At 55.3% G+C, this 25,077-nt stretch carries 29 protein-coding genes; 15 read left to right on the plus strand and 14 right to left on the minus strand.

The genetic code is table 11. From position 1 onward, the window contains the following. Window positions 1–28: 28 nt before the first annotated feature. Complete coding sequence (mdtG, locus tag ACB496_RS07895) at window positions 29–1,255, minus strand: multidrug efflux MFS transporter MdtG (protein ID WP_371974917.1); 1,227 nt, start codon at window positions 1,253–1,255, stop codon at window positions 29–31. Between the two features lie 127 nt (window positions 1,256–1,382). Continuing rightward, window positions 1,383–2,309, minus strand: coding sequence for a Kdo(2)-lipid IV(A) acyltransferase (locus tag ACB496_RS07900; protein WP_100780619.1), 927 nt, complete (start codon window positions 2,307–2,309; stop codon window positions 1,383–1,385). A gap of 220 nt (window positions 2,310–2,529) precedes the next feature. On the opposite strand from ACB496_RS07900, the gene ACB496_RS07905 reads away from it, so the two are divergent. Next, window positions 2,530–3,579, plus strand: coding sequence for a rhodanese-related sulfurtransferase (locus tag ACB496_RS07905; RefSeq protein WP_100780618.1), 1,050 nt, complete (start codon window positions 2,530–2,532; stop codon window positions 3,577–3,579). Window positions 3,580–3,620: 41 nt separating this feature from the next. Here the strand turns inward: ACB496_RS07905 and ACB496_RS07910 are convergent, their stop codons facing one another. The 9 genes from ACB496_RS07910 to mdtH all read right to left on the minus strand — a co-directional run bounded on the left by ACB496_RS07910 (window position 3,621) and on the right by mdtH (window position 10,379). After that, the gene (locus ACB496_RS07910; RefSeq protein ID WP_102105551.1) at window positions 3,621–4,199 is read right to left on the minus strand and encodes a YceI family protein; all 579 of its coding nucleotides are present in this window, start codon (window positions 4,197–4,199) and stop codon (window positions 3,621–3,623) included. A gap of 1 nt (window position 4,200) precedes the next feature. After that, window positions 4,201–4,767, minus strand: a complete 567-nt coding sequence (locus ACB496_RS07915) for a cytochrome b (protein ID WP_102105598.1) — start codon at window positions 4,765–4,767, stop codon at window positions 4,201–4,203. Between the two features lie 261 nt (window positions 4,768–5,028). Further along, window positions 5,029–5,142, minus strand: a complete 114-nt coding sequence (locus ACB496_RS07920; RefSeq protein WP_100780616.1) for a YceO family protein — start codon at window positions 5,140–5,142, stop codon at window positions 5,029–5,031. Window positions 5,143–5,201: 59 nt separating this feature from the next. Continuing rightward, a complete protein-coding gene (gene solA, locus ACB496_RS07925; RefSeq protein ID WP_371974921.1) occupies window positions 5,202–6,320 on the minus strand; it encodes an N-methyl-L-tryptophan oxidase in 1,119 nt (372 codons plus the stop codon). A 117-nt stretch (window positions 6,321–6,437) separates the two neighbouring features. Next, window positions 6,438–6,692 (minus strand): biofilm formation regulator BssS, encoded by a 255-nt coding sequence (bssS, locus tag ACB496_RS07930; RefSeq protein ID WP_095281565.1) that lies wholly within the window; start codon window positions 6,690–6,692, stop codon window positions 6,438–6,440. Window positions 6,693–6,963: 271 nt separating this feature from the next. After that, the gene (dinI, locus tag ACB496_RS07935; protein WP_100780614.1) at window positions 6,964–7,209 is read right to left on the minus strand and encodes a DNA damage-inducible protein I; all 246 of its coding nucleotides are present in this window, start codon (window positions 7,207–7,209) and stop codon (window positions 6,964–6,966) included. A gap of 74 nt (window positions 7,210–7,283) precedes the next feature. Continuing rightward, on the minus strand, window positions 7,284–8,330 hold the full coding sequence (pyrC, locus tag ACB496_RS07940) for a dihydroorotase (protein WP_371974923.1): 1,047 nt from the start codon (window positions 8,328–8,330) through the stop codon (window positions 7,284–7,286). Between the two features lie 141 nt (window positions 8,331–8,471). Further along, window positions 8,472–9,032 (minus strand): lipoprotein, encoded by a 561-nt coding sequence (locus tag ACB496_RS07945; protein WP_100780612.1) that lies wholly within the window; start codon window positions 9,030–9,032, stop codon window positions 8,472–8,474. 138 nt (window positions 9,033–9,170) lie between these two features. After that, window positions 9,171–10,379 (minus strand): multidrug efflux MFS transporter MdtH, encoded by a 1,209-nt coding sequence (gene mdtH / locus ACB496_RS07950; protein ID WP_100780611.1) that lies wholly within the window; start codon window positions 10,377–10,379, stop codon window positions 9,171–9,173. A 289-nt stretch (window positions 10,380–10,668) separates the two neighbouring features. Between mdtH and rimJ the strand changes: the two genes are divergently transcribed. The 4 genes from rimJ (at window position 10,669) to murJ (ending at window position 14,495) form a co-directional block, all read left to right on the plus strand. Then, on the plus strand, window positions 10,669–11,253 hold the full coding sequence (rimJ, locus tag ACB496_RS07955) for a ribosomal protein S5-alanine N-acetyltransferase (protein ID WP_100780610.1): 585 nt from the start codon (window positions 10,669–10,671) through the stop codon (window positions 11,251–11,253). A 9-nt stretch (window positions 11,254–11,262) separates the two neighbouring features. After that, window positions 11,263–11,913 (plus strand): YceH family protein, encoded by a 651-nt coding sequence (locus ACB496_RS07960; RefSeq protein WP_100780609.1) that lies wholly within the window; start codon window positions 11,263–11,265, stop codon window positions 11,911–11,913. A gap of 2 nt (window positions 11,914–11,915) precedes the next feature. After that, complete coding sequence (locus tag ACB496_RS07965; RefSeq protein ID WP_123429109.1) at window positions 11,916–12,839, plus strand: Gfo/Idh/MocA family protein; 924 nt, start codon at window positions 11,916–11,918, stop codon at window positions 12,837–12,839. Between the two features lie 120 nt (window positions 12,840–12,959). Next, window positions 12,960–14,495: a murein biosynthesis integral membrane protein MurJ gene (gene murJ, locus ACB496_RS07970; protein ID WP_107703883.1), complete on the plus strand. Its 1,536-nt coding sequence runs from the start codon at window positions 12,960–12,962 to the stop codon at window positions 14,493–14,495. 64 nt (window positions 14,496–14,559) lie between these two features. On the opposite strand, the gene flgN is transcribed toward murJ, so the two are convergent. From flgN to flgA, 3 genes are all read right to left on the minus strand, one after another. Continuing rightward, on the minus strand, window positions 14,560–14,982 hold the full coding sequence (gene flgN, locus ACB496_RS07975) for a flagella biosynthesis chaperone FlgN (protein WP_100780606.1): 423 nt from the start codon (window positions 14,980–14,982) through the stop codon (window positions 14,560–14,562). Between the two features lie 4 nt (window positions 14,983–14,986). Further along, window positions 14,987–15,280, minus strand: a complete 294-nt coding sequence (gene flgM, locus ACB496_RS07980) for a flagellar biosynthesis anti-sigma factor FlgM (RefSeq protein ID WP_100780605.1) — start codon at window positions 15,278–15,280, stop codon at window positions 14,987–14,989. A gap of 92 nt (window positions 15,281–15,372) precedes the next feature. Beyond that, entirely contained in the window at window positions 15,373–16,032 is a 660-nt protein-coding gene (flgA, locus tag ACB496_RS07985) for a flagellar basal body P-ring formation chaperone FlgA (RefSeq protein ID WP_371974928.1), read from the minus strand. Between the two features lie 158 nt (window positions 16,033–16,190). On the opposite strand from flgA, the gene flgB reads away from it, so the two are divergent. The 10 genes from flgB (at window position 16,191) to flgK (ending at window position 25,077) form a co-directional block, all read left to right on the plus strand. After that, on the plus strand, window positions 16,191–16,607 hold the full coding sequence (gene flgB, locus ACB496_RS07990; RefSeq protein ID WP_100780603.1) for a flagellar basal body rod protein FlgB: 417 nt from the start codon (window positions 16,191–16,193) through the stop codon (window positions 16,605–16,607). A gap of 3 nt (window positions 16,608–16,610) precedes the next feature. Next, window positions 16,611–17,015: a flagellar basal body rod protein FlgC gene (flgC, locus tag ACB496_RS07995; RefSeq protein ID WP_371974930.1), complete on the plus strand. Its 405-nt coding sequence runs from the start codon at window positions 16,611–16,613 to the stop codon at window positions 17,013–17,015. 11 nt (window positions 17,016–17,026) lie between these two features. Further along, window positions 17,027–17,737: a flagellar hook assembly protein FlgD gene (gene flgD, locus ACB496_RS08000; RefSeq protein ID WP_100780601.1), complete on the plus strand. Its 711-nt coding sequence runs from the start codon at window positions 17,027–17,029 to the stop codon at window positions 17,735–17,737. 26 nt (window positions 17,738–17,763) lie between these two features. Beyond that, window positions 17,764–18,972: a flagellar hook protein FlgE gene (gene flgE / locus ACB496_RS08005; protein WP_100780600.1), complete on the plus strand. Its 1,209-nt coding sequence runs from the start codon at window positions 17,764–17,766 to the stop codon at window positions 18,970–18,972. Window positions 18,973–18,992: 20 nt separating this feature from the next. Continuing rightward, window positions 18,993–19,748, plus strand: coding sequence for a flagellar basal body rod protein FlgF (locus tag ACB496_RS08010; RefSeq protein WP_100780599.1), 756 nt, complete (start codon window positions 18,993–18,995; stop codon window positions 19,746–19,748). Window positions 19,749–19,759: 11 nt separating this feature from the next. Further along, the gene (flgG, locus tag ACB496_RS08015; protein ID WP_064325681.1) at window positions 19,760–20,542 is read left to right on the plus strand and encodes a flagellar basal-body rod protein FlgG; all 783 of its coding nucleotides are present in this window, start codon (window positions 19,760–19,762) and stop codon (window positions 20,540–20,542) included. 55 nt (window positions 20,543–20,597) lie between these two features. Continuing rightward, window positions 20,598–21,296, plus strand: a complete 699-nt coding sequence (gene flgH, locus ACB496_RS08020) for a flagellar basal body L-ring protein FlgH (protein WP_100780598.1) — start codon at window positions 20,598–20,600, stop codon at window positions 21,294–21,296. 12 nt (window positions 21,297–21,308) lie between these two features. Further along, window positions 21,309–22,406, plus strand: coding sequence for a flagellar basal body P-ring protein FlgI (locus ACB496_RS08025; RefSeq protein ID WP_100780597.1), 1,098 nt, complete (start codon window positions 21,309–21,311; stop codon window positions 22,404–22,406). Beyond that, window positions 22,406–23,359, plus strand: coding sequence for a flagellar assembly peptidoglycan hydrolase FlgJ (flgJ, locus tag ACB496_RS08030; RefSeq protein WP_371974935.1), 954 nt, complete (start codon window positions 22,406–22,408; stop codon window positions 23,357–23,359). The genes ACB496_RS08025 and flgJ overlap by 1 nt, the downstream gene beginning before the upstream one ends. 74 nt (window positions 23,360–23,433) lie before the next feature. Further along, window positions 23,434–25,077, plus strand: coding sequence for a flagellar hook-associated protein FlgK (gene flgK / locus ACB496_RS08035; protein ID WP_100780595.1), 1,644 nt, complete (start codon window positions 23,434–23,436; stop codon window positions 25,075–25,077).

Raw genomic sequence — 25,077 nt, forward strand, 5'->3', positions numbered from 1 at the left:
TTGCAAGTATGAATGGGGCAATAAGTTGTCAGGAGGATGCATTAAGGGCAGGCCGCGAGGCGCGGGCCAGGCTCCACCAGGAGTAAATGGCGTTAAACAGCACGACGCTTGCCGTCACAATAAAGACCGCGCGGAAGCCAAAGCTGGCGGAGACCCCGGCGCCGACCAGTGGGCCGGTGACGTTACCAATATCGCGAAACGACTGGTTATAGCTGAAGATTCGTCCGGCGATTTGGTTTGTCGAATTGTAGACCAGCAGGGTTTGCACTGCCGGAAGCAGTGCGCCGTCAGCGGCACCCAGTAAAAAGCGCAGCACGCCGAGTTGCCACGGCGTTTGGACGAAGGACATCGGGATCAGCAGCAGAACCGAGATCACCAGCGCGGCAATCAGGATCTTCTCCGGGCCGATACGATCGCCGAGCTTCCCGAGACGCGGTGCGCTCAGCAGCGCCGCAACGCCCGGCACGGAGGCAATCATGCCGCTGATAAACGCGATATTGCTGACATTCCCGGCCAGTTCGCGCACGTACAGCGTCAAAATCGGGGCGATCGATCCGGTCGCCACCTGGATAATCATCGTCGTCACGAACAGGCTCAACACCAATTTCGGATTTTTCAGCGAACCGATGACATCGCGCGCATGCAGCATCTCTTTTTTCGACACCGGCGTGAAGTTTTCGCGAATAAAGAACGCCGTCAGCAGGAAGCAGGCAAAGAGCACGCTGGCGGTGATGAAAAACACGGGACGCAGCCCGTAGGTATCGGCCATTAGCCCCCCGGCGAGCGGGCCTAACAGTGCGCCGCTGACGCCGCCGGTCGATAAGGTGCCGAGTGCCCAACCGCTTTTATGGCGAGGAATTTGCGTGGCGATAAGGGCATTAGCGTTAGGGACAAATCCACCTAACAGGCCCAGCAGCGCGCGCAAGATCAGGAACTGCCAGATATTCTGTGCCATCCCCATCAGCACCATGATAATCGCCATCCCGAGCGCAGAACGCAGCAGCATGATCTTGCGCCCCTTGCGGTCGGCAAGCCCGCCCCAGAAAGGGGAGGCAATGGCTGAGAACAGGAAAGTGATACTGAATACCAGACCGGACCACATATTCAGTGCGCTATGGCCCGTCACGCCGAGTTGCTCGACATACAGCGGCAGGAAAGGCATCACCAGGCTAAATCCGGCTCCGGTTAAAAAACAGCCGAGCCAGGCCACGACGAGGTTACGTTTCCAGTTTATGGGGGCATCTGAGGGCGACATAGCATTCCGCATTGCGATAAAAGAAGATAGTAAGCTTGCTAATTATGCGCCTGGGGGATGATTGCTGCAATGCGAAGGGCTTTTAAAGCTAAAAGCGATGCGGCCTGAACGACCGCATGGAGGTTAGTTAGTAGCGGGAAGGCATGCCTTGTGGGCGTGTCTTGAAGCGGCGATGCAGCCACATATACTGCTCCGGCGCGTGCATGATGCATTGCTCAATGATGCCGTTCATCCAGCGGGCCGTGGTTTCTGCATCATCCAGCGGCGGTGTGCGCTCTGGCTCAAGCATCATCAGCTCATAGCCTTTTCCGTCTGGTTTACGGCGCGGAACAAAAGGCACAACGGCGGCTTTAGACATACGGGCCAGCATCCAGGTACCGGTCGTAGTTGCTGTTTCCTGAACGGCAAAGAAAGGGACGAACACGCTGGATTGCTTGCCGTAATCGTGGTCAGGGGCATACCAGATGACTTCGCCGTTTTTCAGCGCGCGGATCATCCCTTTGAGGTCTTTACGGTCAATCATGCTCTTATTGGAGCGCATACGGCCCCAGGTTTGCAGAAGATCGATCACCGGATTATCGTTCGGGCGATAGACGCCGATGCCGGGAGCCTGCATGCCAAACATCCTTGCGCCTATTTCGAGCGTCAGGAAGTGAATGCCAATCAGCAGCACGCCGGTTTTTTCCGCCTGCAGGGTATGCACTGGCTCCATGCCTGTTCCGGTCACGTCAAACCAGCGCGCCATACGTTTATCGGGCCAGAACCAGGCCATTCCGGTTTCCATCAGACCCATGCCGACCGATTCGAAATTCTTGCGCAGCATCCGCTCGCGCTCCTGTGCGCCCATGTCTGGAAAACAAAGTTCCAGATTGCGGTTCGCAATCTTGACGCGTCGTTTCATAAAGCGCTGAGCGAGATGACCAAGACCGCAACCGATGCGATAGATCACCGGATAGGGGAGTTGAACCAGCAACCATAAAAGGCCGATGCCGGCCCAGGTTGGCCAGTAACGTGGATGAAGCAACGCCGTTGAAAACTGAGGTAATCGGGTCATGTCTTTCCTGTCTTTTTCGTCCTTATGCCAGCATTCTCGCATTTTTTAAATACATAACCAAAACGAAAGGGCGCCAAATGAACGCTTTTGCAGCAATTGTTGCTACTTTATTTTCTGGATGAGGGAAATGTAGCGCAAAATGTGGGGATGTAAATTCTCATTGTATGCTATATGATGCCGCCGATTTTCTTTCTCTTAACGATTGCAGGAACCGTACACCATGCCAGTGTTACACAACCGCATTTCGAATGAGACCTTGAAAGCACGCATGCTGGCGGAAACCGAAGCGCGTGTAACCATCTCATTCTACAAATATTTTACCATTGAAGAGCCGCAGGTCACCCGCGACGCACTCTATAAAGCCTTTGAAGCGCTGAAGGTATTTGGCCGCGTTTATCTGGCCCATGAAGGGATCAACGCGCAGATCAGCGTGCCAGAAAGTAAAGTAAACGCCTTCCGCGATTTTCTTTATGGTTTTGATCCCGCTCTCAACAACGTGCGCCTGAACGTTGCCCTCGATGATGACGGGAAATCCTTCTGGGTGCTGCGCATGAAAGTGCGTGAGCGCATCGTGGCTGACGGCATCGACGATCCGACGTTCAACGCCGCTGATGTCGGCGAATATCTGAAAGCGGCAGAAGTGAACGCCATGCTGGACGATCCTGATGCCGTGTTTATCGATATGCGCAACCACTACGAATATGAAGTAGGCCATTTCGAAAACGCGCTGGAAATCCCGGCGGACACATTCCGCGAGCAGCTGCCGAAAGCCGTGGAGATGATGCAGGAACACAAAGATAAAAAAATTGTGATGTACTGCACCGGCGGTATTCGCTGTGAAAAAGCTAGCGCCTTTATGAAACACAGCGGTTTCAATAAAGTCTGGCATATCGAAGGCGGGATTATTGAGTACGCCCGCCGCGCGCGTGAGCAGGGCCTGCCGGTGCGTTTTATCGGTAAGAACTTCGTCTTTGACGAGCGTATGGGCGAGCGCATCTCCGAAGATGTGATCGCGCACTGTCATCAATGCGGTACGCCGTGTGACACCCACACCAACTGTAAAAATGACGGCTGCCATCTGCTGTTCATTCAGTGTCCGAGCTGTGCCGAGAAGTTCAGAGGCTGCTGTAGCGAGCTGTGTAGCGAAGAGAGCGTACTGCCTGAAGAAGAGCAGCGCCGCCGTCGCGCAGGGCGAGAAAACGGCAACAAGATTTTCAATAAATCGCGTGGTCGTCTGAATACCAAACTGGGCATCCCTGACCCGGAATAAATAAGAAATCCCGGCGCAAAATGCGGCCGGGATTTTTTTTATCAGGACTTCTGCTGCACGCCTTCCACAGAAATAATCAGATCCACTTCCTGCGATGCCGGGCCTAAATCGGTGGTGATGTTGAAATCTTTCAGACGGATTTTACCCTCAGCCTCAAAGCCAGCGCGTTTGCCGCCCCACGGATCATCCCCCTGACCAATGAGTTTCGCATCGAGGGTGACAGGCTTCGTCACGCCGTTCAGGGTCAGATTGCCGGTGATATCCAGATCATCGCCGTCCTTTTTCACTTCCGTTGAGGTAAATGTCGCCTGCGGGAATTTCGCCACGTTGAGGAAATCCGCGCTGCGCAGATGTTTATCACGCTCTGCGTGGTTGGTGTCCAGGCTGTTGGTATTGATGGTTACATTCACTTTATCTGCGGCGGGATTTTTCTCGTCAAAGGTAAAAGTGCCGTCGAAATCTTTAAAGGTGCCGTACAGCCAGCTGTAGCCCAGATGCTGAATACGGAAATTCACGAAGGCGTGCTGGCCCTCTTTATCGATTTTGTAATCAGCGGCCACGGCGGAGCCGGTGACAAATACCAAAGAACCTAACGCGATACCCAGCAGGTGTTTTTTCATTTTATGCTCCAGAGTCTACAGACGATCGGCCCAGCATGCGCTTGAGCGTGGCGTCTTTATCGATGAAATGATGTTTAAGGGCCGCAAGGCCGTGCAGGACAGAAAGAATCACGACGCCCCAGGCAAGCCAGAGATGCACCTGGCCCGCCAGATCGGCCTGAGAACCGGCATCCGCCAGGGTAGCCGGAACCTCAAAGAGACCAAAGACGCTTATCGGTTTACCGTCGGCGGTCGAAATCAGATACCCGCTAATTAAAATGGCAAACAGCAGGCCATACAGGGCGATGTGAGCGGCGATGGCGCTCAGTCGCGTCAATTTGCTGTAGCTTTTTAGCGCCGGTGGAGGAGGGGAAATGTGACGCCAGACAATACGAACCACCAGGCTCATCATCAACAGGATGCCAATGCTTTTGTGCAGTTCAGGCGCCTGGTGATACCAGCCGTCGTAATAGCTAAGCGTCACCATCCACAATCCTAAGCCGAACATGCCATAAACCGCGAGAGCAATTAACCAGTGCAAGCACATGGATATTATTCCATAGCGTGCAGAAGAATTACGCAGCTGCATAATGATGATCATCCCTAATTAATTTGAAGGTTAAAAATGGCCTGTGAAAAGGTTTATTGCAACTGATATTTAAGCATTAGGAATATTCATTTTTCTATTTCAATATTTTTGATTGTGTAACGCGATTCTGATTCAATTCATTCGTGTTTAAGTGGCTGTTCTTAAGTGGGGAAGGGTTTTCGGGTGCTGTGGGGTAATCAAATTATTTGCTGCCAGATTAAGGTAATATAAAGTATTGTCAATTATCGTCAGCGCGTCTTTTCAGAAAAATACAATATAAATAACATCGATGATGGCAAGCATTGACCATAGAAAAATATAGAGCATCAAATGCTCGCGAATATTGTTTACCAGATAATCAAAGATCCTGCGCATTATCTCTGCCCGACGATATAAAGAGAAAGGCCCCGACGGGTCGGAGCCTGAAAAGAGGATTATCCGCCAAAACGCGCGAGAGAGAAGGGGGCCAGATCAAACTGCGGAGTGATACCCTGCGCAAACTGCGCGGCGATTTCACCCAGCACGGAGGCGAATTTAAACCCGTGTCCGCTTAGCCCGGTGATCAGCAGCGTATTGTCGTGGCCCGGAAGCGTATCGATAATGAAATCTTCATCCGGAGTGTTGTCGTACGTACAGGCGGCACCGTACAGTAGCCCGCCGACGCCTGGCAGCACATTGCGCAGGAAGTTGAACGCCTCGGAACCATCGCCCGGCACAGCACCGAACGCTTTACGCTCCTCCGGGGAGGAGATGATCTGCCCGCCGTTATGCTTACCAATCTTGAGTGCGTCTTTTTCAGACGGGAAGCCGTAAAACTGATCGCCATTCGGCAGCTCGCCGGTAAAGGCCGGGAATTTATTCTGGGTGCTGAAACGCCCGTCGGCCTGGAACCAGGAGAAGACTTTACGCACCGGCTGAACCGGCAGCTCAGGCATCAGTTTCGTGACCCATGTCCCGGCACTGACCAGCAGGCGGGAGGCAGTATAAGGCCCTTCCGGCGTCTCAACGGTAACACCGTCGTCACTATGCTGGATGGCCGTGACCGGGCAGTTAAAGAGCTGAGCGCAGCCCGCTTTTTCCGCGAGGGAGACCCAGGTTTTGATGGCAGTTTCGCAATGCAGTACGCCGGAGTTGGCTTCAAAGAGTCCGATGTAATCCTCGGGAACGGTGATCTCTGGCCAGCGTTTCATGACGGCGGCGGCGTCGAGGCGTTCTACGTCGAGATTGAATTCGCGGGCACTGTGCTCCACGTTCGCCAGGAATTCCGAGTGCGCAGGACCGAGGTTCACCACGCCCGTGCGCTCGAAAATTTTATCTTCGGTCAGGGCTGATAATTCATCCCAGAGTTGTTGCGCCCTCAGTACCAGCGGAACGTAGCGCTCGCCTTCGCCATAGGCATGGCGGATGAGGCGGGTGTCGCCGTGATGGCTCCCCTCAGCATGCGGAGGAAGGTGGGAATCAATCATCAGGACGTTCAGGCCAGCAAGGGTTGCGTAATAACCCGCAGCAGAGCCGACGGAGCCGCTGCCTAAAATAATCAAGTCGTATTTCATGAGAATCTCTTAAACCAGGACTTAAGTTTGCAGAGTAAATAAGATGAAAGGCTTATTCAAGGGAGAAATAAATGAGGCACCCCTTAGGTGCCTGTTGAGTGAATGTAGGGCATAAAATTAATGCCGACGATACTCATTTTCCTGGTAGTCGCCAGACTCTATTTTGGCAATACCTGCCTCTAAAATAGAAATAAACTGACGGGCGACATCTGTGGTCAGCCACAGTGTCTGTCCAACTTCCGCTTCTTCACGGCTAGGCTGATTCGGGGTCTGGTAGTGCAAACGCAGCATCAGCGCATCGTAGCTGTCTACGGTACTGATGTCCCATCCGACAAGTGGATGAGTCTGGATGACTTCATTATTCTTTTCCATCATAACCCCCGTAATACGTGTGAGAAGACAACGACTGTGAGGTTCAATGCGTGTTTTTCTGAAGCAACTTCAGTATATCAATAAATAAGGGATATGAAGGGAAAAATAAACAGGCTGCAACCTAAATTTCTGCTTTTTAGGATTGTTTGAACAATAAAACGCCATCTTATTCACGTTTTTTTAAGAAGATACGCAATTAATTTGAACTTATTTAATCGGCATAAAAAAAGCCGGGGCGACCCGGCAAAAAATGACAATGAGGGAGTTTGAATTAATCAGTGATGAACCAGTCGTCGGCGCTTTCCCAGGTTTCTTGCAGGATTTCGCTAATGCGATCTTTATCCTCTTTTGCCCCACCGAGGACGGAAAGATTGTTCGCGGAGGCATAACGGACGGTGACAGCCCCTTCCTGATCGGGGAACGTGCTGTTGATGCGACGGGAGAGTTCTCCGGCCAGCGCATCCAGCGCGCCAGCAGGCAAAGTGGTTGTTTTGGCGATAGTCACTTCGATACGCATAATTGCCCCCTGTGTAATATACTGTGTATTTATACAGGCATTATATTGAACTTACAACAGGGGGCGATAAAAAATTACTGTTTAACCGTCCAGTTAACGGTTTCACCGGCGAGGAATGGGATGAGAGTGTCGTCTGTCAGGGCGATAGTATCGACGACCTGGCTCTGTTTGCGTTCCAGCTCGATAAAGGTTTCATTCACCGGCAGGCCGTAGAAGCGCGGACCGTTCAGAGAACAGAAGGCTTCGAAGTGCTCCAGCGCGCCCATCTCTTCAAATACCGTGGCGTAGCTGGCCAGCGCCGTTGGGGCGTTGAAACAGCCCGCACAGCCGCAGCTGGCCTCTTTACGGTGACGCGCGTGCGGGGCGGAGTCGGTTCCGAGGAAGGCGCGGGTAAAACCGCTGGCGACGAGTTCACGCAGCGCATGCTGGTGGATATTGCGCTTGAGGATCGGCAGGCAGTACAGGTGAGGGCGCACACCGCCGACCAGCATGTGGTTACGGTTGAACATCAGGTGCTGAGGGGTGATTGTCGCGGCGAGCAGATCGTTGCCGTCGCGCACATACTCGGCAGCATCTTTGGTAGTGATGTGCTCAAAGACCACTTTCAGCCCCTGCAGACGCTGGCGCAGCGGTTCCATCACGGTCTCGATAAAGCGCGCTTCGCGGTCAAAAATATCGATGTCGGGATGCGTCACTTCGCCGTGGATAAGCAGCGGCATGCCCAGTTTTTCCATGCGTTCCAGGACCGGCATAATGGCATCCGTGCTGGTCACACCGTGGCTGGAGTTGGTGGTGGCATTGGCCGGGTAGAGTTTGGCGGCAGTGAACACGCCTTCATTAAAGCCGCGTTCGACTTCGTTCGGGTCGAGCGAATCGGTGAGGTAGCAGGTCATCAGCGGGGTAAAATCATGGCCTGCCGGAACGGCATCGAGAATGCGCTGACGGTAGGCAATTGCGGCATCAACGGTGGTGACTGGTGGAACCAGGTTAGGCATGACAATCGCGCGGCCATAGATTTCGCTGGTGTAAGGGACAACGGTTTTCAGCATGTCGCCATCGCGCAGATGGATATGCCAGTCGTCAGGGCGGCGGATTTTCAGAACCTGGGGATGTGCAGTCATTGATATGCTCCGGCTTATCAGGAATCAGTCATAAGGATGGCTGTTTTTGCCGGACACAAATCATAAGGGGAAACGTTTTCGTTTGCACACATTTCCGTTAAATAGCAGTGTAAAAAAAGGGCGCACACGGCGCCCTCTCGGTTAATTCGTAAACGGGATGATAATTTCACCCGGTTTCACTTCAATTCCCTTGGCGTATTTCTTCGCCAGCGCTTCACCTTTGCTTCTGTCCTCGCTCAGCACATAGGCAGGCTGCTGATTGAAATAGTTCCGCAGCGACTGGTTCAGATACGGCATCAGGGTTTGCAGCACCGGTTTCATTTTCTCCGGCGTCACTTCGGCATCCACGATCTCCATTTCCTGAAGATAGATGGCCCCTTTCTCTTTGTTAAAGACCGGCAGCGCTTTCAGTTTCAGCTTAATGTTCGCTTTCTGGCTGCCAAACAGGGAGTTCATATCCAGTTTGGCGTCGCCGGAGAGCGTGACTTTATTCGGCTCTTCGCGGCCAATCTGGCTGACGAGTTGATTGAGTACGATATGGGCATCGGCGACGCCGGGCACACCGATATCTTTGGAGAAGTTATTGTGTTTTTCCAGCGCCTGATTAATTTCCTGCTCACTAACGCTGTATTGCGTAAGCTGGTTACAACCGACCAGCAGGCCGCTGATAACTAACGCAGCAGCAATGACAATCTTTTTCATGGGGTTCCTCAACATGATGTCGGCGCTCTTGTCCTGACGCCTCAGTATGTCAGGGGGGTATACCAGTTACCAGCAGAAAAACCTGATATTCGGGGGCGAAAGTGGACCTTCCGCCCGTGGGAATACGTGCTCAGACCATCAGGCCCCGGGTTCGAGCATACCGCTTGCGCTGCGTTTCGGGCTGAACTGCCACCACAGGGCGATGAGGGTGATAAAGCCTACAACGCCCAGCATTACCCACGGCAATTCCGGTTGATTCAGCGCTTTCCCTGCATCGAACAACCAGCCGCCTCCGGCGTATCCGAGCGCACCGCCAAAGGCCAGCCCCAGTCGGCTAAAGCCCATGTAGCTGCCGCGTGCACGCGGATCGGCAAGCCCGGCGCTGAGGGTTTCACGCGCCGGTTCGGCAATGATCGACCCAATGTAGAAGGTGCAGATCAGAATAAAGAGCTGTTGCAGAGTGCCGACCAGACCAATCGGCATCATGCTTAACGTCATCAGCAGCAGGCCCGCCATCAGGCGATGCTCAAGACGAAAACGTTTTTCGCTCCAGCGCGCGATAGGGTAGAGCAGGGTCAGCGACAGGCAGGCTTCGATGGCATACATCCATTTCACGGCCGCAGGCGAACCGGCAATATCGTTAACCATAATGGGCAGCATCAGCATTACCTGAACCGCCAGCATGTAATAGCCCGTCAGCGTCAGCACGTAGGTAACGAAGCGTTTATCGGCCAGCACGCGGCCCAGCCCTTCACGCACGGGGGCTTTTACCGTCGAGAGTTTCCAGGCGGGCAGCAGCCAGGCGTTAAATGCCGCGCAGAGGATAAACAGCACCGCGCCGGTGGCGCACACCAGACGGAAATCATATTGCAACAGCCAGCTGCCGAGCAGGGCGCCAACCACCGCACCGGCGCTATCCTGCATCATCAGCAGCGAGAAAAAACGCCCGCGATGCTGTGGGCGAATCAGTTTCACGACCAGCGCAGTACGCGGCGGATCAAACAGCGTGCCGCCAATCCCGGAGAGGAAACAGGAGAACCACAGCAGCCAGGGATCGTGCGCGATGCCCATGGTGGCAAATCCGGCGGCCCGCAGTAGCATGCCGGTGACAATCATCGGTTTTGCGCCGAAGCGGTCGGCAATCGCACCGCCAAACACGCCAAGTCCCTGCTGGACAAACTGACGCAAGCCCAGGGCAATTCCGACCATTAATGCCGCCCAGCCCATTTGATCGACAAAGCGAATGGAGATCAGTGGGAAGACGACAAAAAAGCCGAGCACGACCAGCATGTTATCGACGAGCAGAAAATATTTGCCCAGGCTCCGGGCTTGCGATACGCGAGACATTTTCCCTCCAGGGAAAAATCACGTCATCCTGCTGACGGCCCCGAAAAGGCAGTCTGAAGGCTTAAGTGTAGAGAAAGATGAGCACGCTAATATTCTGCGTGGTTGCGAGGCGTTTTCCCACACCGCCAGCGACAATATTTTTTTATCAAAAGGGTGGTTTGATTCAGCTTTTTAATCGAATTTTGTGAAATCTGTGAAAAAGGGTATGTCACTGTTTTCACAGAAAGCACCGGCGCAGGTATAGTAAAGCTAACAGGTAGAGCAGAAGTAACGGGAAGGAGTGGTAACGATGTTTGGCTATCGCAGTAACGTGCCAAAAGTGCGCCTGACAACAGACAGACTGGTCGTTCGTCTGGTGCATGAGCGTGATGCCTGGCGTCTGGCGGATTATTACGCCGAGAATCGCCAGTTTTTAAAGCCCTGGGAACCCGTTCGGGATGAAAGTCACTGCTATCCCTCCGGCTGGCAGGCTCGCCTGAGTATGATTGCCGAATTCCACAAGCAGGGCAGTGCCTATTATTTCGCGTTGCTCGACCCGGAAGAGAAAGAGATCATCGGGATCGCCAATTTCTCGAACGTGGTACGCGGATCGTTTCACGCCTGTTACCTCGGCTACTCCATCGGCCAGAAATGGCAGGGCCAAGGGCTGATGTTTGAAGCCCTGACCAGCGCGATCCGCTATATGCAGCGTTCTCAACACATCCACCGCATTATGGCCAACTATATGCCGCACAATCAGCGTAGCGGCGATCTGCTGGCGCGGCTTGGGTTTGAAAAAGAAGGTTACGCGAAAGATTATCTGTTGATCGACGGCGAGTGGCGCGACCACGTGCTGACGGCGTTAACCACCAAAGAATGGACCGCAGGTCGTTAAGGAGCACCCATGAAATATCAGTTAACTGCCACAGAAGCGCGGGTGATTGGCTGCCTGCTGGAAAAACAGGTCACGACGCCAGAGCAATATCCCCTGTCGGTCAATGCGGTGACGCTGGCCTGTAACCAGAAAACCAACCGTGAGCCGGTGCTCAACCTGAGCGAGCACGAGGTACAAGAGCAGCTGGATGCGCTGGTTAAACGCCACTATCTGCGCACCGTCAGTGGGTTTGGCAACCGCGTCACTAAATATGAACAACGTTTTTGCAATTCCGAATTTGGCGATCTGAAACTGAACAGCGCCGAAGTGGCGGTGATCACCACCTTACTGCTGCGCGGGGCGCAAACGCCGGGTGAATTACGCTCCCGCGCCGCACGAATGCATGAATTCAGTGATATGCAGGAAGTGGAGCAGACGCTGGAAAATCTCGCCTCACGCGAAGATGGCCCGTTTGTGCTGCGCCTGGCGCGTGAGCCGGGCAAACGCGAAAGCCGTTATATGCATCTTTTCAGTGGCGACGTTGAAACCCTCATCAATGTGGTAGAAGCGGTTTCGCCCGCCGAGGACGAGAGTCTTGCCGCGCGGGTCGACGCGCTGGAAAACGAAGTGGCGGAACTCAAGCAGCGCCTCGACTCCCTGCTGGCGCATTTAGGAGACTAACGGTGACAACATTACGCATTGGCGTGGTCGGCCTCGGCGGGATCGCGCAGAAAGCCTGGCTGCCGGTTCTGGGCGCGGCGACTGACTGGACGCTGCAAACCGCATGGTCCCCGACGCGGGAAAAAGCGCAGCGAATCTGCGACACCTGGCGAATTCCTTATGCTGCCTCCATGGCGGATCTGGCGCGCGACTGTGACGCGGTATTCGTTCATACCTCGACGGCGACGCACTATCAGGTGGTGAGCGAATTGCTCAACGCCGGTGTTCACGTTTGTGTCGATAAACCGCTGGCCGAGAATGTGCAGGACGCCGAGCGTCTGATTGAGCTGGCGGCGCGCAAAAATCTGACGCTGATGGTCGGGTTCAATCGCCGGTTCTCGCCGCTGTATCAGGATCTCAAATCCCGGCTTAGCGCGGCGGCATCGCTGCGCATGGATAAGCATCGCACCGACAGCATTGGCCCGAACGATCTGCGCTTTACGCTGCTGGATGATTATCTGCATGTGGTCGATACGGCCCTGTGGCTGACCAACGGTAATGCACAGCTGAAAAGCGGCACCCTGCAAACCAACGATCAGGGGGAGATGGTGTATGCCGAACACCATTTCGCGGTGGACACAATTCAGGTGACCACCAGCATGCATCGTCGTGCGGGAAGTCAGCGCGAATCCGTGCAGGCGGTCACCGACGGCGCACTCATTGATGTAACCGATATGCGCGAATGGCGTGAGGAAAAAGGGAGCGGGGTGGTGACGCGGCCAATCCCTGGCTGGCAAAGTACGCTGGAGCAGCGCGGGTTCGCCGGTTGTGCGCGTCACTTCATCGAGTGCGTGCAAAATCAGACGGTTCCTGAAACTTCGGGCGAACAGGCGATTCTGGCGCAACGCGTCATTGAAAAGCTCTGGCGCGAGGCGATGAGCGAGTAGAAACTGTTTAACCCCTGTAACATCTGCGGATAGTAATTCGCTTAAATACGGGTAGACTAAGCGCACTTTTCACGCCTGCTATGCAGGCGTTTTGCCGTGTGGTTGTGGAAATTCACGTTAATGAACTTATTAAAATCGCTGGCAGCAGTCAGCTCGATGACCATGTTTTCTCGCGTGCTGGGTTTCGCGCGCGATGCGATTGTGGCGAGAGTGTTTGGCGCGGGGATGGCGACTGACGCCTTCTTTGTGGCGTTCAAACTGCCGAACTTACTGCGCCGAATTTTCGCCGAAGGGGCGTTCTCCCAGGCGTTCGTGCCGATTCTGGCGGAATACAAAAGCAAGCAGGGCGAAGACGCGACCCGCGTGTTTGTCTCCTATGTCTCGGGCCTGCTGACACTGGCTCTGGCGATTGTCACGGTGATCGGGATGCTGGCCGCACCGTGGGTGATTATGGTGACCGCGCCGGGCTTTGCCGACACGGCGGATAAATTCGCCCTGACGACGCAGCTTCTGCGCATTACCTTTCCTTATATTCTGCTGATTTCGCTGGCGTCGCTGGTCGGGGCGATCCTCAACACCTGGAACCGCTTCTCCGTTCCGGCGTTTGCACCGACGTTTTTAAACGTCAGTATGATCGGCTTTGCCCTGTTTGCGGCACCGCACTTCCATCCGCCGGTGCTGGCGCTGGCGTGGGCAGTCACCGTCGGCGGTGTGCTGCAGCTGGCTTATCAGCTTCCGCATCTGAAAAAGATCGGCATGCTGGTGCTGCCACGCATTAACTTCCGCGATGCGGGTGCGATGCGCGTGATCAAGCAGATGGGGCCGGCGATCCTCGGCGTGTCCGTGAGCCAGATTTCCCTGATTATCAACACCATTTTCGCCTCCTTCCTGGTGTCAGGTTCCGTGTCGTGGATGTACTACGCCGACCGCTTGATGGAGTTCCCGTCCGGGGTGCTGGGCGTGGCGCTGGGGACGATTCTGCTGCCGTCGTTGTCGCGAAGCTTTGCCAGCGGCAATCATGATGAATACTGTCGCCTGATGGACTGGGGTTTACGCCTGTGCTTCCTGCTGGCGCTGCCAAGCGCTGTGGCGCTGGGGATTCTGGCGAAACCCTTAACGGTTTCATTATTCCAGTACGGCAAATTCAACGCGTTCGATGCATTAATGACCCAGCGCGCGCTTGTGGCGTATTCCGTCGGCCTGATGGGGCTGATTGTGGTGAAAGTGCTGGCGCCGGGCTTTTATTCGCGTCAGGACATCAAAACGCCGGTCAAGATTGCGATTGTGACGCTGGTGATGACCCAACTGATGAACCTCGCGTTTATCGGGCCACTGAAGCACGCGGGTCTGTCGCTGTCGATCGGTCTGGGGGCGTGCCTGAACGCCGGGCTGCTCTACTGGCAGCTGCGTAAGCAGAAAATTTTCACCCCGCAGCCGGGCTGGATGAGTTTCCTGGTGCGTCTGGTGATTGCGGTGGTGGTGATGGCGGCGGCGCTGGTCGGGATGATGTATGTGATGCCGGAATGGTCCCTGGGCACCATGCCGTATCGTCTGCTGCGTCTGATGGCTGTTGTAGTCGTGGGGATTATTGCCTACTTCGCTACACTGGCGGTGCTCGGCTTTAAGGTGAAAGAGTTCGCTCGCCGGACGGCATAAACGACTAAAGGGGAGTTCACCAGAGGGTGCTCCCCGTTTCCCACTTCATCTCTTCACTGAAGCGTTAAATCGAAATCTTCTTCCCGCCACCGCGTGAGCTGGATGTCTGGCCATTGGCGCCATACAGCCCCGGCTCCTGATGAGGTTTTAACACCTCAAGCGCCTGCTGGTTGCGTTCAATTTGCCCCTCTAACAGCCAGCCGTTGTGCTGGTTGAGATCGCGAAGGTGCTGCGTTTTTTCTGTGATGGTCTGCCAGCGCTCAACGATATCGTCGTTGGCGCTGCGACGTGGATCTTGCTCCGCGCGGCGCTGCTGCTCCAGATAGTCCAGGGTAGCCAGCAGCGAGCTTTTATCTTCAGTAATGCGCTGCAGTGCGCTGCCGCTGACATAGCCTGCGGATAACTGTTGTTGCTCGGCATCCATCACCGTCTTCAGATCGTTCAGGACTACCGTCATTTGATCCAATATTTCTGACAGTCGACTCATACGGTTATTTACTCTGAAGGAAGTTCTGCGTTTCGTTAATCAGCGCATCAGCAATTTTGCTGGTGTCCATTTTCAGTTCGCCGTTACGAATCGCGGTTTTCAGCGCTTCGACGCGTTCCATATTGATATCGTTCGTGCCTGGCTGCATCAGTTTTGACTGTGCATCACTTAACGTGACGCTGGTGCTGTTGGCCGTGGACGATTTTTCCAGACGCGCTTTAAGGGCTGGCGCGTCGTTCGTTTCGCGAGGTTGTACAGTGCTAACCGGCTTCAGGGGCGATGTACGATCAATGCTCATAGTGTTGTCCTCATAGAGGTTCGCGGCGTTGGCGCCTGATATAATCATCTGATGATTATTTATCGGCAGCTGCCGCGATATCTTTAAAAAGATTATAGGTTAATCAGAATATTCCCATCAGAACCGACGGTTCCGCTAACCACCTGACCTGAAGACATCCTAACGCGTGCGTTTTGGGCGACGGCAGCGTTGTTCAGCGCCTGGCCTTCGCTATTAATGCTAAAGCCATCTCCGTTCGCCACCACCATCACGCGCTGTCCGGCTTTAATGCGCCACGCCTGACGCAGCATCGACAGCTGGATGGCTTGCCCTGGCGCCAGATCGCGCAGGCTCACCGAATCCTGTGCCTGGTTAATATCCAGCATGGTGCGCGGCGGAAGTTGATCCAGGCGTCCGCGCTTTAATTCTACATGAGTGGGCTGTAAAACGCTGCCGCGTGCGATGGGCTGAGCGGCGACAACATAGTTGCCTGTCGCCTGAACCATAACCTGCAAAAAGCGTTTCTCATTATTGCAGCGGGCCAGCACGTTCACATTACCCCACAGCCGGGTACCGCCGCTGATGCTGAACGAGGGTTGTTCGCAAGTGGGCAGGAGATTCGGCTGCGTTCGAATATCGACTTTGACCTCATCGCTTAACCCCGCCAGACGCTCAGCAAAAAAAGCGGTCAGCAACACATTCAGCCCCAGCGCTGAAGACTGGGTACTGAACAGCAGTAAGGTAACGGCAAGGCCATTTTTGAACGTCAGCATCTCACTTTCCCGCGGTTCCTGGATTTAACAGGATTCTACCCCTAAGGCTTTCCCATCAACGCAACAAATAGCGACGCATTTTGCGTTTATTCCTTCGATAAGGAAGACGGGTTGAGATTTAAGCTACATGCTGAAATTTCGCCATCAGCGGAGGAGACATGCTCGATAAACTCGACGCCGCGTTACGTTTTCAACAGGAAGCGCTCAATCTGCGCGCCCAGCGGCAGGAGATCCTGGCCGCCAATATCGCGAATGCCGACACCCCAGGGTTTCAGGCGCGCGATATTGATTTTTCTACTGAGCTTAAAAAAGTGATGGAGCGTGGTCGGGCCGAAGGGACGGGTGTTGCCCTTGCGCTGACCTCTTCACGCCACATTCCCGCTCAGGCGATGACTGCGCCGTCCACCGATTTACTTTATCGCATTCCTGACCAGCCATCCCTGGACGGTAACACCGTCGATATGGACCGGGAGCGCACCCAGTTTGCCGATAACAGCCTGCAGTATCAGATGGGGCTAACCGTGCTCGGTGGACAGATTAAAAGCATGCAGAGCGTCCTGCAGGGGGGCAACTAATTCATGGCCTTACTGAATATTTTTGATATCGCGGGTTCAGCCCTGACCGCGCAGTCTCAGCGTCTGAACGTCGCCGCCAGTAACATGGCGAACGCCGACAGCGTGACCGTACCCGATGGTCAACCCTATCGCGCCAAACAGGTGGTCTTTCAGGTCAATGCTGCGCCGGGCGCGGCAACCGGCGGCGTGAAAGTGGCCGATGTGGTTGAGAGTCAGGCCCCGGACAAACTGGTGTATGAGCCAGGCAACCCGCTGGCGGATGCGAGCGGCTACGTGAAAATGCCAAACGTCGATGTGGTCGGCGAAATGGTGAACACCATGTCAGCGTCGCGCAGCTATCAGGCGAACGTTGAAGTGCTCAATACCGTGAAGAGCATGATGCTCAAAACGCTCACTCTCGGCCAGTAAAGGAGACACGTATGTCCATCGCCGTCAATGTGAATGACCCGACCAACTCCGGCGTCGCCAGCACCAGTGGGGCCACTGGCTCCAGCTCGCTGACCGGTAACAGTGCTGCCGATCTACAGGGCAGCTTTTTGACGTTACTGGTTGCGCAGCTGAAAAACCAGGACCCAACGAACCCGATGCAGAACAACGAACTGACCACGCAGCTTGCGCAGATCAGTACCGTGAGCGGCATCGAAAAGCTCAATACCACGCTGGGTTCCGTTTCCGGTCAAATCGACAACAGCCAGTCTTTGCAGGCCGCCAATCTCATCGGCCACGGTGTGATGATCCCAGGGACCACTATCCTGGCAGGGACCAGCACCACAGACGGAAGCAGTACCACCACGACCACGCCATTTGGCGTTGAGCTGCAGCAACCGGCCGATAAAGTCACCGCCACCATCACCAACAAAGACGGTGTTGTGGTGCGCACGATCGACATTGGTGAGCTGAAAGCGGGCGTTCATACCTTTACCTGGGATGGCAGCCTGACGGATGGCACAACGGCACCGAACGGTTCTTACAAAGTGGCGATTTCTGCCAGCAACGGGACGACTCAGCTGGTGGCTCAGCCGCTGCAATTCGCTCTGGTGCAGGGGGTGATTCGCGGCTCTGATGGTAACAAACTGGATTTGGGTACTTCTGGGACCACCACGCTCGACGAAGTTCGGCAGATTATTTAAGCCTTAACACTTATCAGGAGTAAGTCATGGCCTTTTCTCAAGCGGTCAGCGGCCTGAATGCTGCGGCCACCAACCTGGACGTCATTGGCAACAACATTGCCAACTCCGCGACCTACGGTTTTAAATCTGGCACAGCATCTTTCGCAGATATGTTCGCCGGTTCCAAAGTGGGTCTGGGCGTTAAAGTTGCGGGTATTACCCAGGACTTTACCGATGGCACCACCACTAACACCGGCCGTGGGCTGGATGTGGCCATCAGCCAGAACGGTTTCTTCCGTATGGTCGATGAAAACGGTTCTGTTTTTTACAGCCGTAACGGTCAGTTCAAACTCGACGAAAACCGTAACCTGGTCAACATGCAGGGTCTGCAGCTGACGGGCTATCCGGTTGCGGGTACACCGCCAACGGTACAGACCGGTGCAAACCCGCAGGCAATCTCAATTCCAAACACGCTGATGGCGGCGAAGTCCACCACCACCGCGTCTCAGCAGATTAACCTGAACTCCACCGATGCGACGCCGACGGTGACACCGTTCGACCCGACAAACGTCGATTCTTACAACAAAAAAGGGACCGTGACGGTCTTTGACAGCCAGGGTAATGCGCACAACATGAACCTGTTCTACGTCAAAGACACCGCTGCGAACAGCTGGAAAGTCTATGCGCAGGATGGCAGCGTGGCGGGCAGCACCCCCTCTCTGGCCACTACGCTGACCTTTAACGCCAGCGGCGTGCTGACAGGCGGTGGCCAGGTCAACATCACCACCGCGACCATGCCGGGCGCAACCCCTGCAACCTTCGCGATGAGTTTCACCAACTCCATGCAGCAGAACACCGGTGCGAACAACATCGTGGCGACTAACCAGAACGGTTACAAGCCGGGCGACCTGGTGAGCTACCAGATCAACGATGACGGCACTGTCGTGGGTAACTACTCCAACGAACAGACCCAGGTTCTGGGCCAGATCGTGCTGGCGAACTTCGCCAACAACGAAGGTCTGAAATCCGAAGGCGATAACGTCTGGTCTTCCACTCAGTCCTCTGGCGTGGCGCTGCTCGGCACCGCCGGTTCCGGTAACTTCGGTACGCTGACCAACGGCGCGCTGGAAGCATCCAACGTCGATCTGAGTAAAGAACTGGTGAACATGATTGTCGCGCAGCGCAACTATCAGTCGAACGCGCAGACCATCAAAACTCAGGACCAGATCCTCAACACGCTGGTCAACCTGCGTTAATCGTCTAACGGGATGATGTAATGGATCACGCAATATATACCGCGATGGGCGCAGCCAGCCAGACGATGAATCAGCAGGCTGTGACCGCCAGTAACCTTGCGAACGCCTCAACACCGGGCTTTCGTGCGCAGCTGAATGCGCTGCGCGCCGTGCCGGTGGAAGGGCTGTCGCTGCCAACGCGTACGCTGGTTATCGCCTCAACGCCGGGTGCCGATATGACGCCTGGTCAGATGGATTACACCTCGCGTCCGCTGGACGTTGCACTCCAGCAGGACGGTTGGCTGGCGGTGCAAACGGCTGATGGCTCAGAAGGCTATACCCGCAACGGTAATATCCAGGTGGATGCCAACGGTCAGATGACCATTCAGGGGCATCCGGTGATTGGCGAAGCGGGTCCGATTACTGTGCCGGAAGGCTCGGAAATCACTATCGCGGCGGACGGGACCATTTCGGCCCTGAACCCCGGTGATCCGGCGAACACCATTGCCCCGGTCGGTCGACTGAAGCTGGTCAAAGCGGAAGGCAATGAAGTGACGCGCGGCGATGACGGCATGTTCCGTCTGAGCCAGGCAGCACAGGCAACGCGTGGCCCGACCTTGCAGGCTGACCCAAGCATTCGCGTGATGTCCGGCGTGCTGGAAGGCAGTAACGTCAAACCGGTTGCAGCCATGACCGATATGATCGCCAGCGCCCGACGTTTCGAAATGCAAATGAAGGTTATCACCAGCGTGGATGAAAACGCCGGCCGTGCTAACCAACTGCTGTCTATGAGTTAACAGGATTTCTTATGATCAGCTCTTTATGGATCGCGAAAACGGGTCTCGACGCGCAGCAAACCAATATGGATGTCATCGCCAACAACCTGGCGAACGTCAGCACCAATGGTTTTAAGCGTCAGCGTGCCGTGTTCGAAGATTTGCTTTATCAAACCATTCGTCAGCCGGGCGCGCAGTCGTCCGAGCAGACCACGCTGCCGTCAGGGCTGCAGATTGGTACGGGTGTGCGTCCGGTTGCGACCGAACGTCTGCACAGCCAGGGCAACCTGTCCCAGACCAACAACAGCAAAGACGTGGCAATCAAAGGCCAGGGTTTCTTCCAGGTGCAGCTGCCTGACGGAACCTCAGCCTATACCCGCGATGGCTCGTTCCAGGTGGATCAGAATGGTCAGCTGGTGACCGCCGGTGGTTTCCAGGTTCAGCCTGCCATCACCATTCCGGCTAACGCCCTGAGCATTACCATCGGACGTGACGGTGTGGTCAGCGTGACCCAGCAAGGGCAGGCCGCGCCTGTTCAGGTTGGACAGCTGAACCTGACGACGTTCATGAACGATACCGGTCTGGAAAGCATTGGTGAGAACCTCTACACCGAAACCCAGTCCTCCGGTGCGCCGAATGAAAGTACGCCGGGCCTGAACGGTTCCGGGCTGCTGTATCAGGGCTATGTCGAAACCTCTAACGTCAACGTGGCGGAAGAGCTGGTGAACATGATCCAGGTTCAGCGCGCGTATGAAATTAACAGTAAAGCAGTGTCGACGACCGACCAGATGCTGCAAAAACTGACGCAACTCTAAGGTGTAGCCCGGTGCGGTAAACCGCACCGGCTCCCTGTTTTCGAAGATGAAGGCAATGCAAAAAAACGCGGCGTTTCGTTATCCAATACTGACTGTCCTGGCCGTTACCCTCAGCGGTTGCGCCTTGATCCCGTCAAAACCTTTGGTAGAGGGTGCGACTACCGCCCAACCCGTTCCCGGCCCAACGCCGGTGGTGAACGGCTCCATTTTCCAGTCCGCACAGCCGATTAACTACGGTTATCAACCGCTGTTCGAAGACCGTCGCCCGCGTAACGTCGGCGATACCCTGACCATTGCGCTGCAGGAGAACGTCAGCGCGAGCAAAAGCTCCTCGGCGAATGCCAGCCGCGACGGCAAAACTAACTTTGGTTTCGATACCGTTCCGCGCTATCTGCAGGGCCTGTTTGGCAATGCGCGTGCCGATGTGGAAGCCTCTGGCGGTAACAGCTTTAACGGCAAAGGCGGCGCCAATGCCAGTAACACCTTCAGCGGTACGCTGACGGTGACCGTTGACCAGGTTCTGGTGAATGGCAATTTACACGTAGTGGGTGAAAAACAGATCGCCATCAATCAGGGCACTGAATTCATTCGCTTCTCCGGTGTGGTTAACCCTCGCACCATCAGTGGCACCAACACCGTACCGTCCACCCAGGTGGCGGATGCGCGCATTGAGTACGTCGGTAACGGCTACATCAACGAAGCGCAGAATATGGGCTGGCTGCAACGCTTCTTCCTTAATTTATCGCCGATGTAAGCGAGGTGACCTATGTTTAAATCCCTCTTCGCAATGGTGTTGGTCCTGGTGGCGACCTGCGCCCAGGCTGACCGCATTCGCGATCTCACCAGTGTACAGGGCGTACGTGAAAACTCATTGATAGGCTATGGCCTGGTGGTTGGCCTGGACGGAACGGGCGACCAGACCACTCAGACGCCGTTTACCACTCAGAGTTTGAACAACATGCTGTCCCAGCTTGGGATCACCGTCCCGACGGGCACCAACATGCAGCTGAAAAACGTGGCGGCGGTAATGATCACCGCGTCCTACCCGGCCTTTGCGCGCCAGGGGCAAACCATCGATGTGGTGGTTTCGTCAATGGGTAACGCCAAAAGTCTGCGCGGCGGGACGCTGCTGATGACCCCGTTAAAAGGGGTGGACAGCCAGGTCTACGCGCTTGCACAAGGTAACATTCTGGTCGGCGGTGCGGGGGCATCGGCGGGCGGCAGCAGCGTGCAGGTGAACCAGCTGAACGGCGGGCGTATCACTAACGGGGCGATCATCGAGCGTGAACTGCCAACGCAGTTTGGCGCCGGGAATACCATCAACCTGCAGCTGAATAATGAAGACTTCACTATGGCGCAGCAGATTGCCGATACCATCAACCGCAGCCGTGGTTTTGGTAGCGCGACGGCGCTTGACGCACGTACCGTGCAGATCCGCACCTCGACGGGCAGCAGCAACCAGGTGCGCATGCTGGCGGATATCCAGAATATGGAAGTCAACGTTCCGCTGCAGGATGCCAAAGTGATCATCAACTCCCGTACCGGGTCCGTGGTGATGAACCGCGAAGTGACGCTGGACAGCTGCGCCGTGGCGCAGGGCAACCTCTCCATCAGCGTCAACCGCTCGGCTAACGTCAGCCAGCCGGATACGCCGTTTGGTGGCGGCCAGACGGTGGTGACGCCACAAACGCAGATTGATATGCGCCAGAGCGGCGGCTCGCTGCAAAGCGTGCGCTCCAGTGCCAACCTGAACAACGTGGTTCGTGCGCTGAACGCGCTGGGGGCGACGCCGATGGATCTGATGTCGATTCTGCAATCCATGCAAAGTGCGGGATGCCTGCGCGCCAAACTGGAAATCATCTAATGCTCGGCGATAGCAAACTGATGGCAAGTGCGGCCTGGGATGCCCAGTCGCTCAACGATCTGAAAGCCAAAGCAGGCACCGATCCGGCGGCGAACCTCCGCCCGGTTGCCCGCCAGGTGGAAGGGATGTTTGTGCAGATGATGCTGAAAAGCATGCGAGAAGCGCTGCCGAAAGATGGCATGTTCAGCAGCGACTCGACGCGACTCTACACCAGCATGTATGACCAACAGATTGCCCAGCAGATGACCGCCGGTAAGGGGCTTGGCCTCGCCGATATGATCGTGAAACAGATGCAGGCGGCGCAGGGTGTTCAGCACGATGAGCAAACCCAGCAGGTGCCGATGAAGTTTGATCTTGAAACGGTGACCAGTTATCAGAACCAGGCGCTGACGCAGATGGTGCGTAAAGCCATGCCGAAACCGACTGCCAGCAGCGATGAGCCGCTGTCGGGCGACAGCAAAGACTTCCTCGCACAGCTTTCGCTCCCGGCGCGTCTGGCCAGTGAACAGAGCGGGGTTCCGCACCACCTGATTCTGGCGCAGGCCGCGCTGGAATCCGGCTGGGGGCAGCGTCAGATCCGCCGTGAAAACGGCGAACCAAGCTTTAACATTTTTGGCGTCAAAGCGTCGTCAGGCTGGAAAGGGCCGACCACGGAGATCACCACCACCGAATTTGAAAACGGTGCGGCGGTGAAGGTCAAAGCAAAATTCCGCGTTTACAGCTCCTATCTTGAAGCCTTGTCAGATTATGTCGGGTTGTTGAGCCGCAATCCGCGCTACGCTGCGGTCACGCAGGCCGCGACGGCGGAGCAGGGGGCGCAGGCGTTGCAGAACGCAGGCTACGCTACCGACCCGCAGTATGCCCGCAAACTGACCGGTATGATTCAACAGCTTAAAGCGATGGGTGAGAAAGTCAGCAAGGCTTACAGCACCGATATCGAAAATCTGTTCTAAGGACTCAAGTTTGCGCGCGCGATGTCGATAATCCTAATCAGGACTCGTGTCTGAAAGTTTAAAAAGGAACCTCAATGTCCAGTTTGATTAACAGCGCTATGAGTGGCCTCAGTGCGGCACAGTCGGCACTGAACACCGTCAGCAACAATATTTCCAGTTATAACGTGGCCGGGTATACCCGTCAGACCACGGTGCTGGGTGCAGCGAACAGTACATTGACCGGCGGTGGTTGGGTTGGCAATGGTGTTTATGTTTCGGGCGTACAGCGCGAATATGATGCGTTCATCACCAACCAGCTGCGTGCAGCACAGACTCAGAGCAGCGGCCTGACCACGCGTTATCAGCAGATGTCGAAAATCGACGATGTGCTGTCTGATACCACTAACTCCCTGTCCACCACGCTGCAGGGCTTCTTTACCAGCCTGCAAACGCTGGTGAGTAACGCGGAAGATCCGGCTGCGCGCCAGACTGTTCTCGGCAAAGCGGATGGCCTGGTCAATCAGTTCAAAACGACCGACCAGTACCTGCGCGATCAGGATAAGCAGGTAAACACTGCGGTTGCGACCAGCGTGGATCAGATTAACTCCTATGCCAAACAGATTGCGAATCTGAACGATCAGATTTCACGTCTGACCGGTGTGGGCGCAGGGGCTTCCCCAAACAATCTGCTCGACCAGCGCGATCAGCTGGTGAGCGAACTGAATCAGATCGTGGGGGTGGAAGTCGCGGTACAGGACGGCGGCACCTACAACGTCTCATTCGGTAATGGTTACACCCTGGTTCAGGGCAGCACGGCTAACCAGTTAGCGGCGGTACCGTCGAGCGCCGATCCTGCGCGCACCACCGTGGCGTATGTGGATTCCCTCGCCGGTAATATCGAAATTCCCGAGAAGGTGCTGAACACCGGCTCACTGGGCGGTCTGTTAACGTTCCGCGCAGAAGACCTGGATAAAGCGCGAAATACGCTGAACCAGCTGGCGCTCTCCTTTGCTGACGCCATGAACCAGCAGCACGAGAAAGGCTTTGATGCCAATGGTGATGCGGGCGGCAAATTGTTCGATATCGGCTCTCCAGCGGTGACCGGCAATAGCAAAAACAGCGTGCCAGGTGCGGCCGTCACGGCCTCTATCGCGGACAGCTCTAAAGTTCAGGCGACGGATTATAAGCTTGAATTTAACGGCACTGACTGGACCGTCACCCGTAGTGCTGACAAAACCTCATTTACGGCTACGCCAGATGCCAGCGGCAACATGACGTTTGACGGTGTTACCGTGAATGTCAGCGGTAGCGCAGCCACGAAAGACAGCTTTACGGTGAAACCGGTAGTTGACGCTATCGTGAACATGGATCTGCTGATCAGCGATGAATCCAAACTGGCAATGGCGGGTTCGGCGACGGGTGGTGAGAGTGATAACCTCAACGGGAAAGCGCTGCTGAATCTGCAAAGCAGCAAAGTGGTCGGTGGCAACAAGACTTTTAACGATGCTTATGCCTCACTGGTCAGTACCGTCGGCAGCACCACGTCTTCACTGAAAACCAGCGCTGCGACCAAAACAAATGTGGTGACACAGCTGAGCAATCAGCAGCAGTCTATCTCCGGGGTTAACCTCGACGAAGAGTATGGCAACTTGCAGCGTTTCCAGCAGTATTACCTCGCGAATGCGCAGGTTCTGCAGACTGCCAGTACGCTCTTTGATGCGTTAATTAATATTCGCTAA

Origin of the sequence: Lelliottia nimipressuralis, from assembly GCF_041464075.1 — a bacterium.
GTDB classification, from domain to species: domain Bacteria; phylum Pseudomonadota; class Gammaproteobacteria; order Enterobacterales; family Enterobacteriaceae; genus Enterobacter; species Enterobacter nimipressuralis.

What these genes read in the sequence shown, in the direction of transcription:
- mdtG (WP_371974917.1), bottom strand. Translation starts at nt 1,255, where the DNA reads ATGTCGCCCTCAGATGCCCCCATAAACTGGAAACGTAACCTCGTCGTG.
- ACB496_RS07900 (WP_100780619.1), bottom strand. Translation starts at nt 2,309, where the DNA reads ATGACCCGATTACCTCAGTTTTCAACGGCGTTGCTTCATCCACGTTAC.
- ACB496_RS07905 (WP_100780618.1), top strand. Translation starts at nt 2,530, where the DNA reads ATGCCAGTGTTACACAACCGCATTTCGAATGAGACCTTGAAAGCACGC.
- ACB496_RS07910 (WP_102105551.1), bottom strand. Translation starts at nt 4,199, where the DNA reads ATGAAAAAACACCTGCTGGGTATCGCGTTAGGTTCTTTGGTATTTGTC.
- ACB496_RS07915 (WP_102105598.1), bottom strand. Translation starts at nt 4,767, where the DNA reads ATGCAGCTGCGTAATTCTTCTGCACGCTATGGAATAATATCCATGTGC.
- ACB496_RS07920 (WP_100780616.1), bottom strand. Translation starts at nt 5,142, where the DNA reads ATGCGCAGGATCTTTGATTATCTGGTAAACAATATTCGCGAGCATTTG.
- solA (WP_371974921.1), bottom strand. Translation starts at nt 6,320, where the DNA reads ATGAAATACGACTTGATTATTTTAGGCAGCGGCTCCGTCGGCTCTGCT.
- bssS (WP_095281565.1), bottom strand. Translation starts at nt 6,692, where the DNA reads ATGGAAAAGAATAATGAAGTCATCCAGACTCATCCACTTGTCGGATGG.
- dinI (WP_100780614.1), bottom strand. Translation starts at nt 7,209, where the DNA reads ATGCGTATCGAAGTGACTATCGCCAAAACAACCACTTTGCCTGCTGGC.
- pyrC (WP_371974923.1), bottom strand. Translation starts at nt 8,330, where the DNA reads ATGACTGCACATCCCCAGGTTCTGAAAATCCGCCGCCCTGACGACTGG.
- ACB496_RS07945 (WP_100780612.1), bottom strand. Translation starts at nt 9,032, where the DNA reads ATGAAAAAGATTGTCATTGCTGCTGCGTTAGTTATCAGCGGCCTGCTG.
- mdtH (WP_100780611.1), bottom strand. Translation starts at nt 10,379, where the DNA reads ATGTCTCGCGTATCGCAAGCCCGGAGCCTGGGCAAATATTTTCTGCTC.
- rimJ (WP_100780610.1), top strand. Translation starts at nt 10,669, where the DNA reads ATGTTTGGCTATCGCAGTAACGTGCCAAAAGTGCGCCTGACAACAGAC.
- ACB496_RS07960 (WP_100780609.1), top strand. Translation starts at nt 11,263, where the DNA reads ATGAAATATCAGTTAACTGCCACAGAAGCGCGGGTGATTGGCTGCCTG.
- murJ (WP_107703883.1), top strand. Translation starts at nt 12,960, where the DNA reads ATGAACTTATTAAAATCGCTGGCAGCAGTCAGCTCGATGACCATGTTT.
- flgN (WP_100780606.1), bottom strand. Translation starts at nt 14,982, where the DNA reads ATGAGTCGACTGTCAGAAATATTGGATCAAATGACGGTAGTCCTGAAC.
- flgM (WP_100780605.1), bottom strand. Translation starts at nt 15,280, where the DNA reads ATGAGCATTGATCGTACATCGCCCCTGAAGCCGGTTAGCACTGTACAA.
- flgA (WP_371974928.1), bottom strand. Translation starts at nt 16,032, where the DNA reads ATGCTGACGTTCAAAAATGGCCTTGCCGTTACCTTACTGCTGTTCAGT.
- flgB (WP_100780603.1), top strand. Translation starts at nt 16,191, where the DNA reads ATGCTCGATAAACTCGACGCCGCGTTACGTTTTCAACAGGAAGCGCTC.
- flgC (WP_371974930.1), top strand. Translation starts at nt 16,611, where the DNA reads ATGGCCTTACTGAATATTTTTGATATCGCGGGTTCAGCCCTGACCGCG.
- flgD (WP_100780601.1), top strand. Translation starts at nt 17,027, where the DNA reads ATGTCCATCGCCGTCAATGTGAATGACCCGACCAACTCCGGCGTCGCC.
- flgE (WP_100780600.1), top strand. Translation starts at nt 17,764, where the DNA reads ATGGCCTTTTCTCAAGCGGTCAGCGGCCTGAATGCTGCGGCCACCAAC.
- ACB496_RS08010 (WP_100780599.1), top strand. Translation starts at nt 18,993, where the DNA reads ATGGATCACGCAATATATACCGCGATGGGCGCAGCCAGCCAGACGATG.
- flgG (WP_064325681.1), top strand. Translation starts at nt 19,760, where the DNA reads ATGATCAGCTCTTTATGGATCGCGAAAACGGGTCTCGACGCGCAGCAA.
- flgH (WP_100780598.1), top strand. Translation starts at nt 20,598, where the DNA reads ATGCAAAAAAACGCGGCGTTTCGTTATCCAATACTGACTGTCCTGGCC.
- ACB496_RS08025 (WP_100780597.1), top strand. Translation starts at nt 21,309, where the DNA reads ATGTTTAAATCCCTCTTCGCAATGGTGTTGGTCCTGGTGGCGACCTGC.
- flgJ (WP_371974935.1), top strand. Translation starts at nt 22,406, where the DNA reads ATGCTCGGCGATAGCAAACTGATGGCAAGTGCGGCCTGGGATGCCCAG.
- flgK (WP_100780595.1), top strand. Translation starts at nt 23,434, where the DNA reads ATGTCCAGTTTGATTAACAGCGCTATGAGTGGCCTCAGTGCGGCACAG.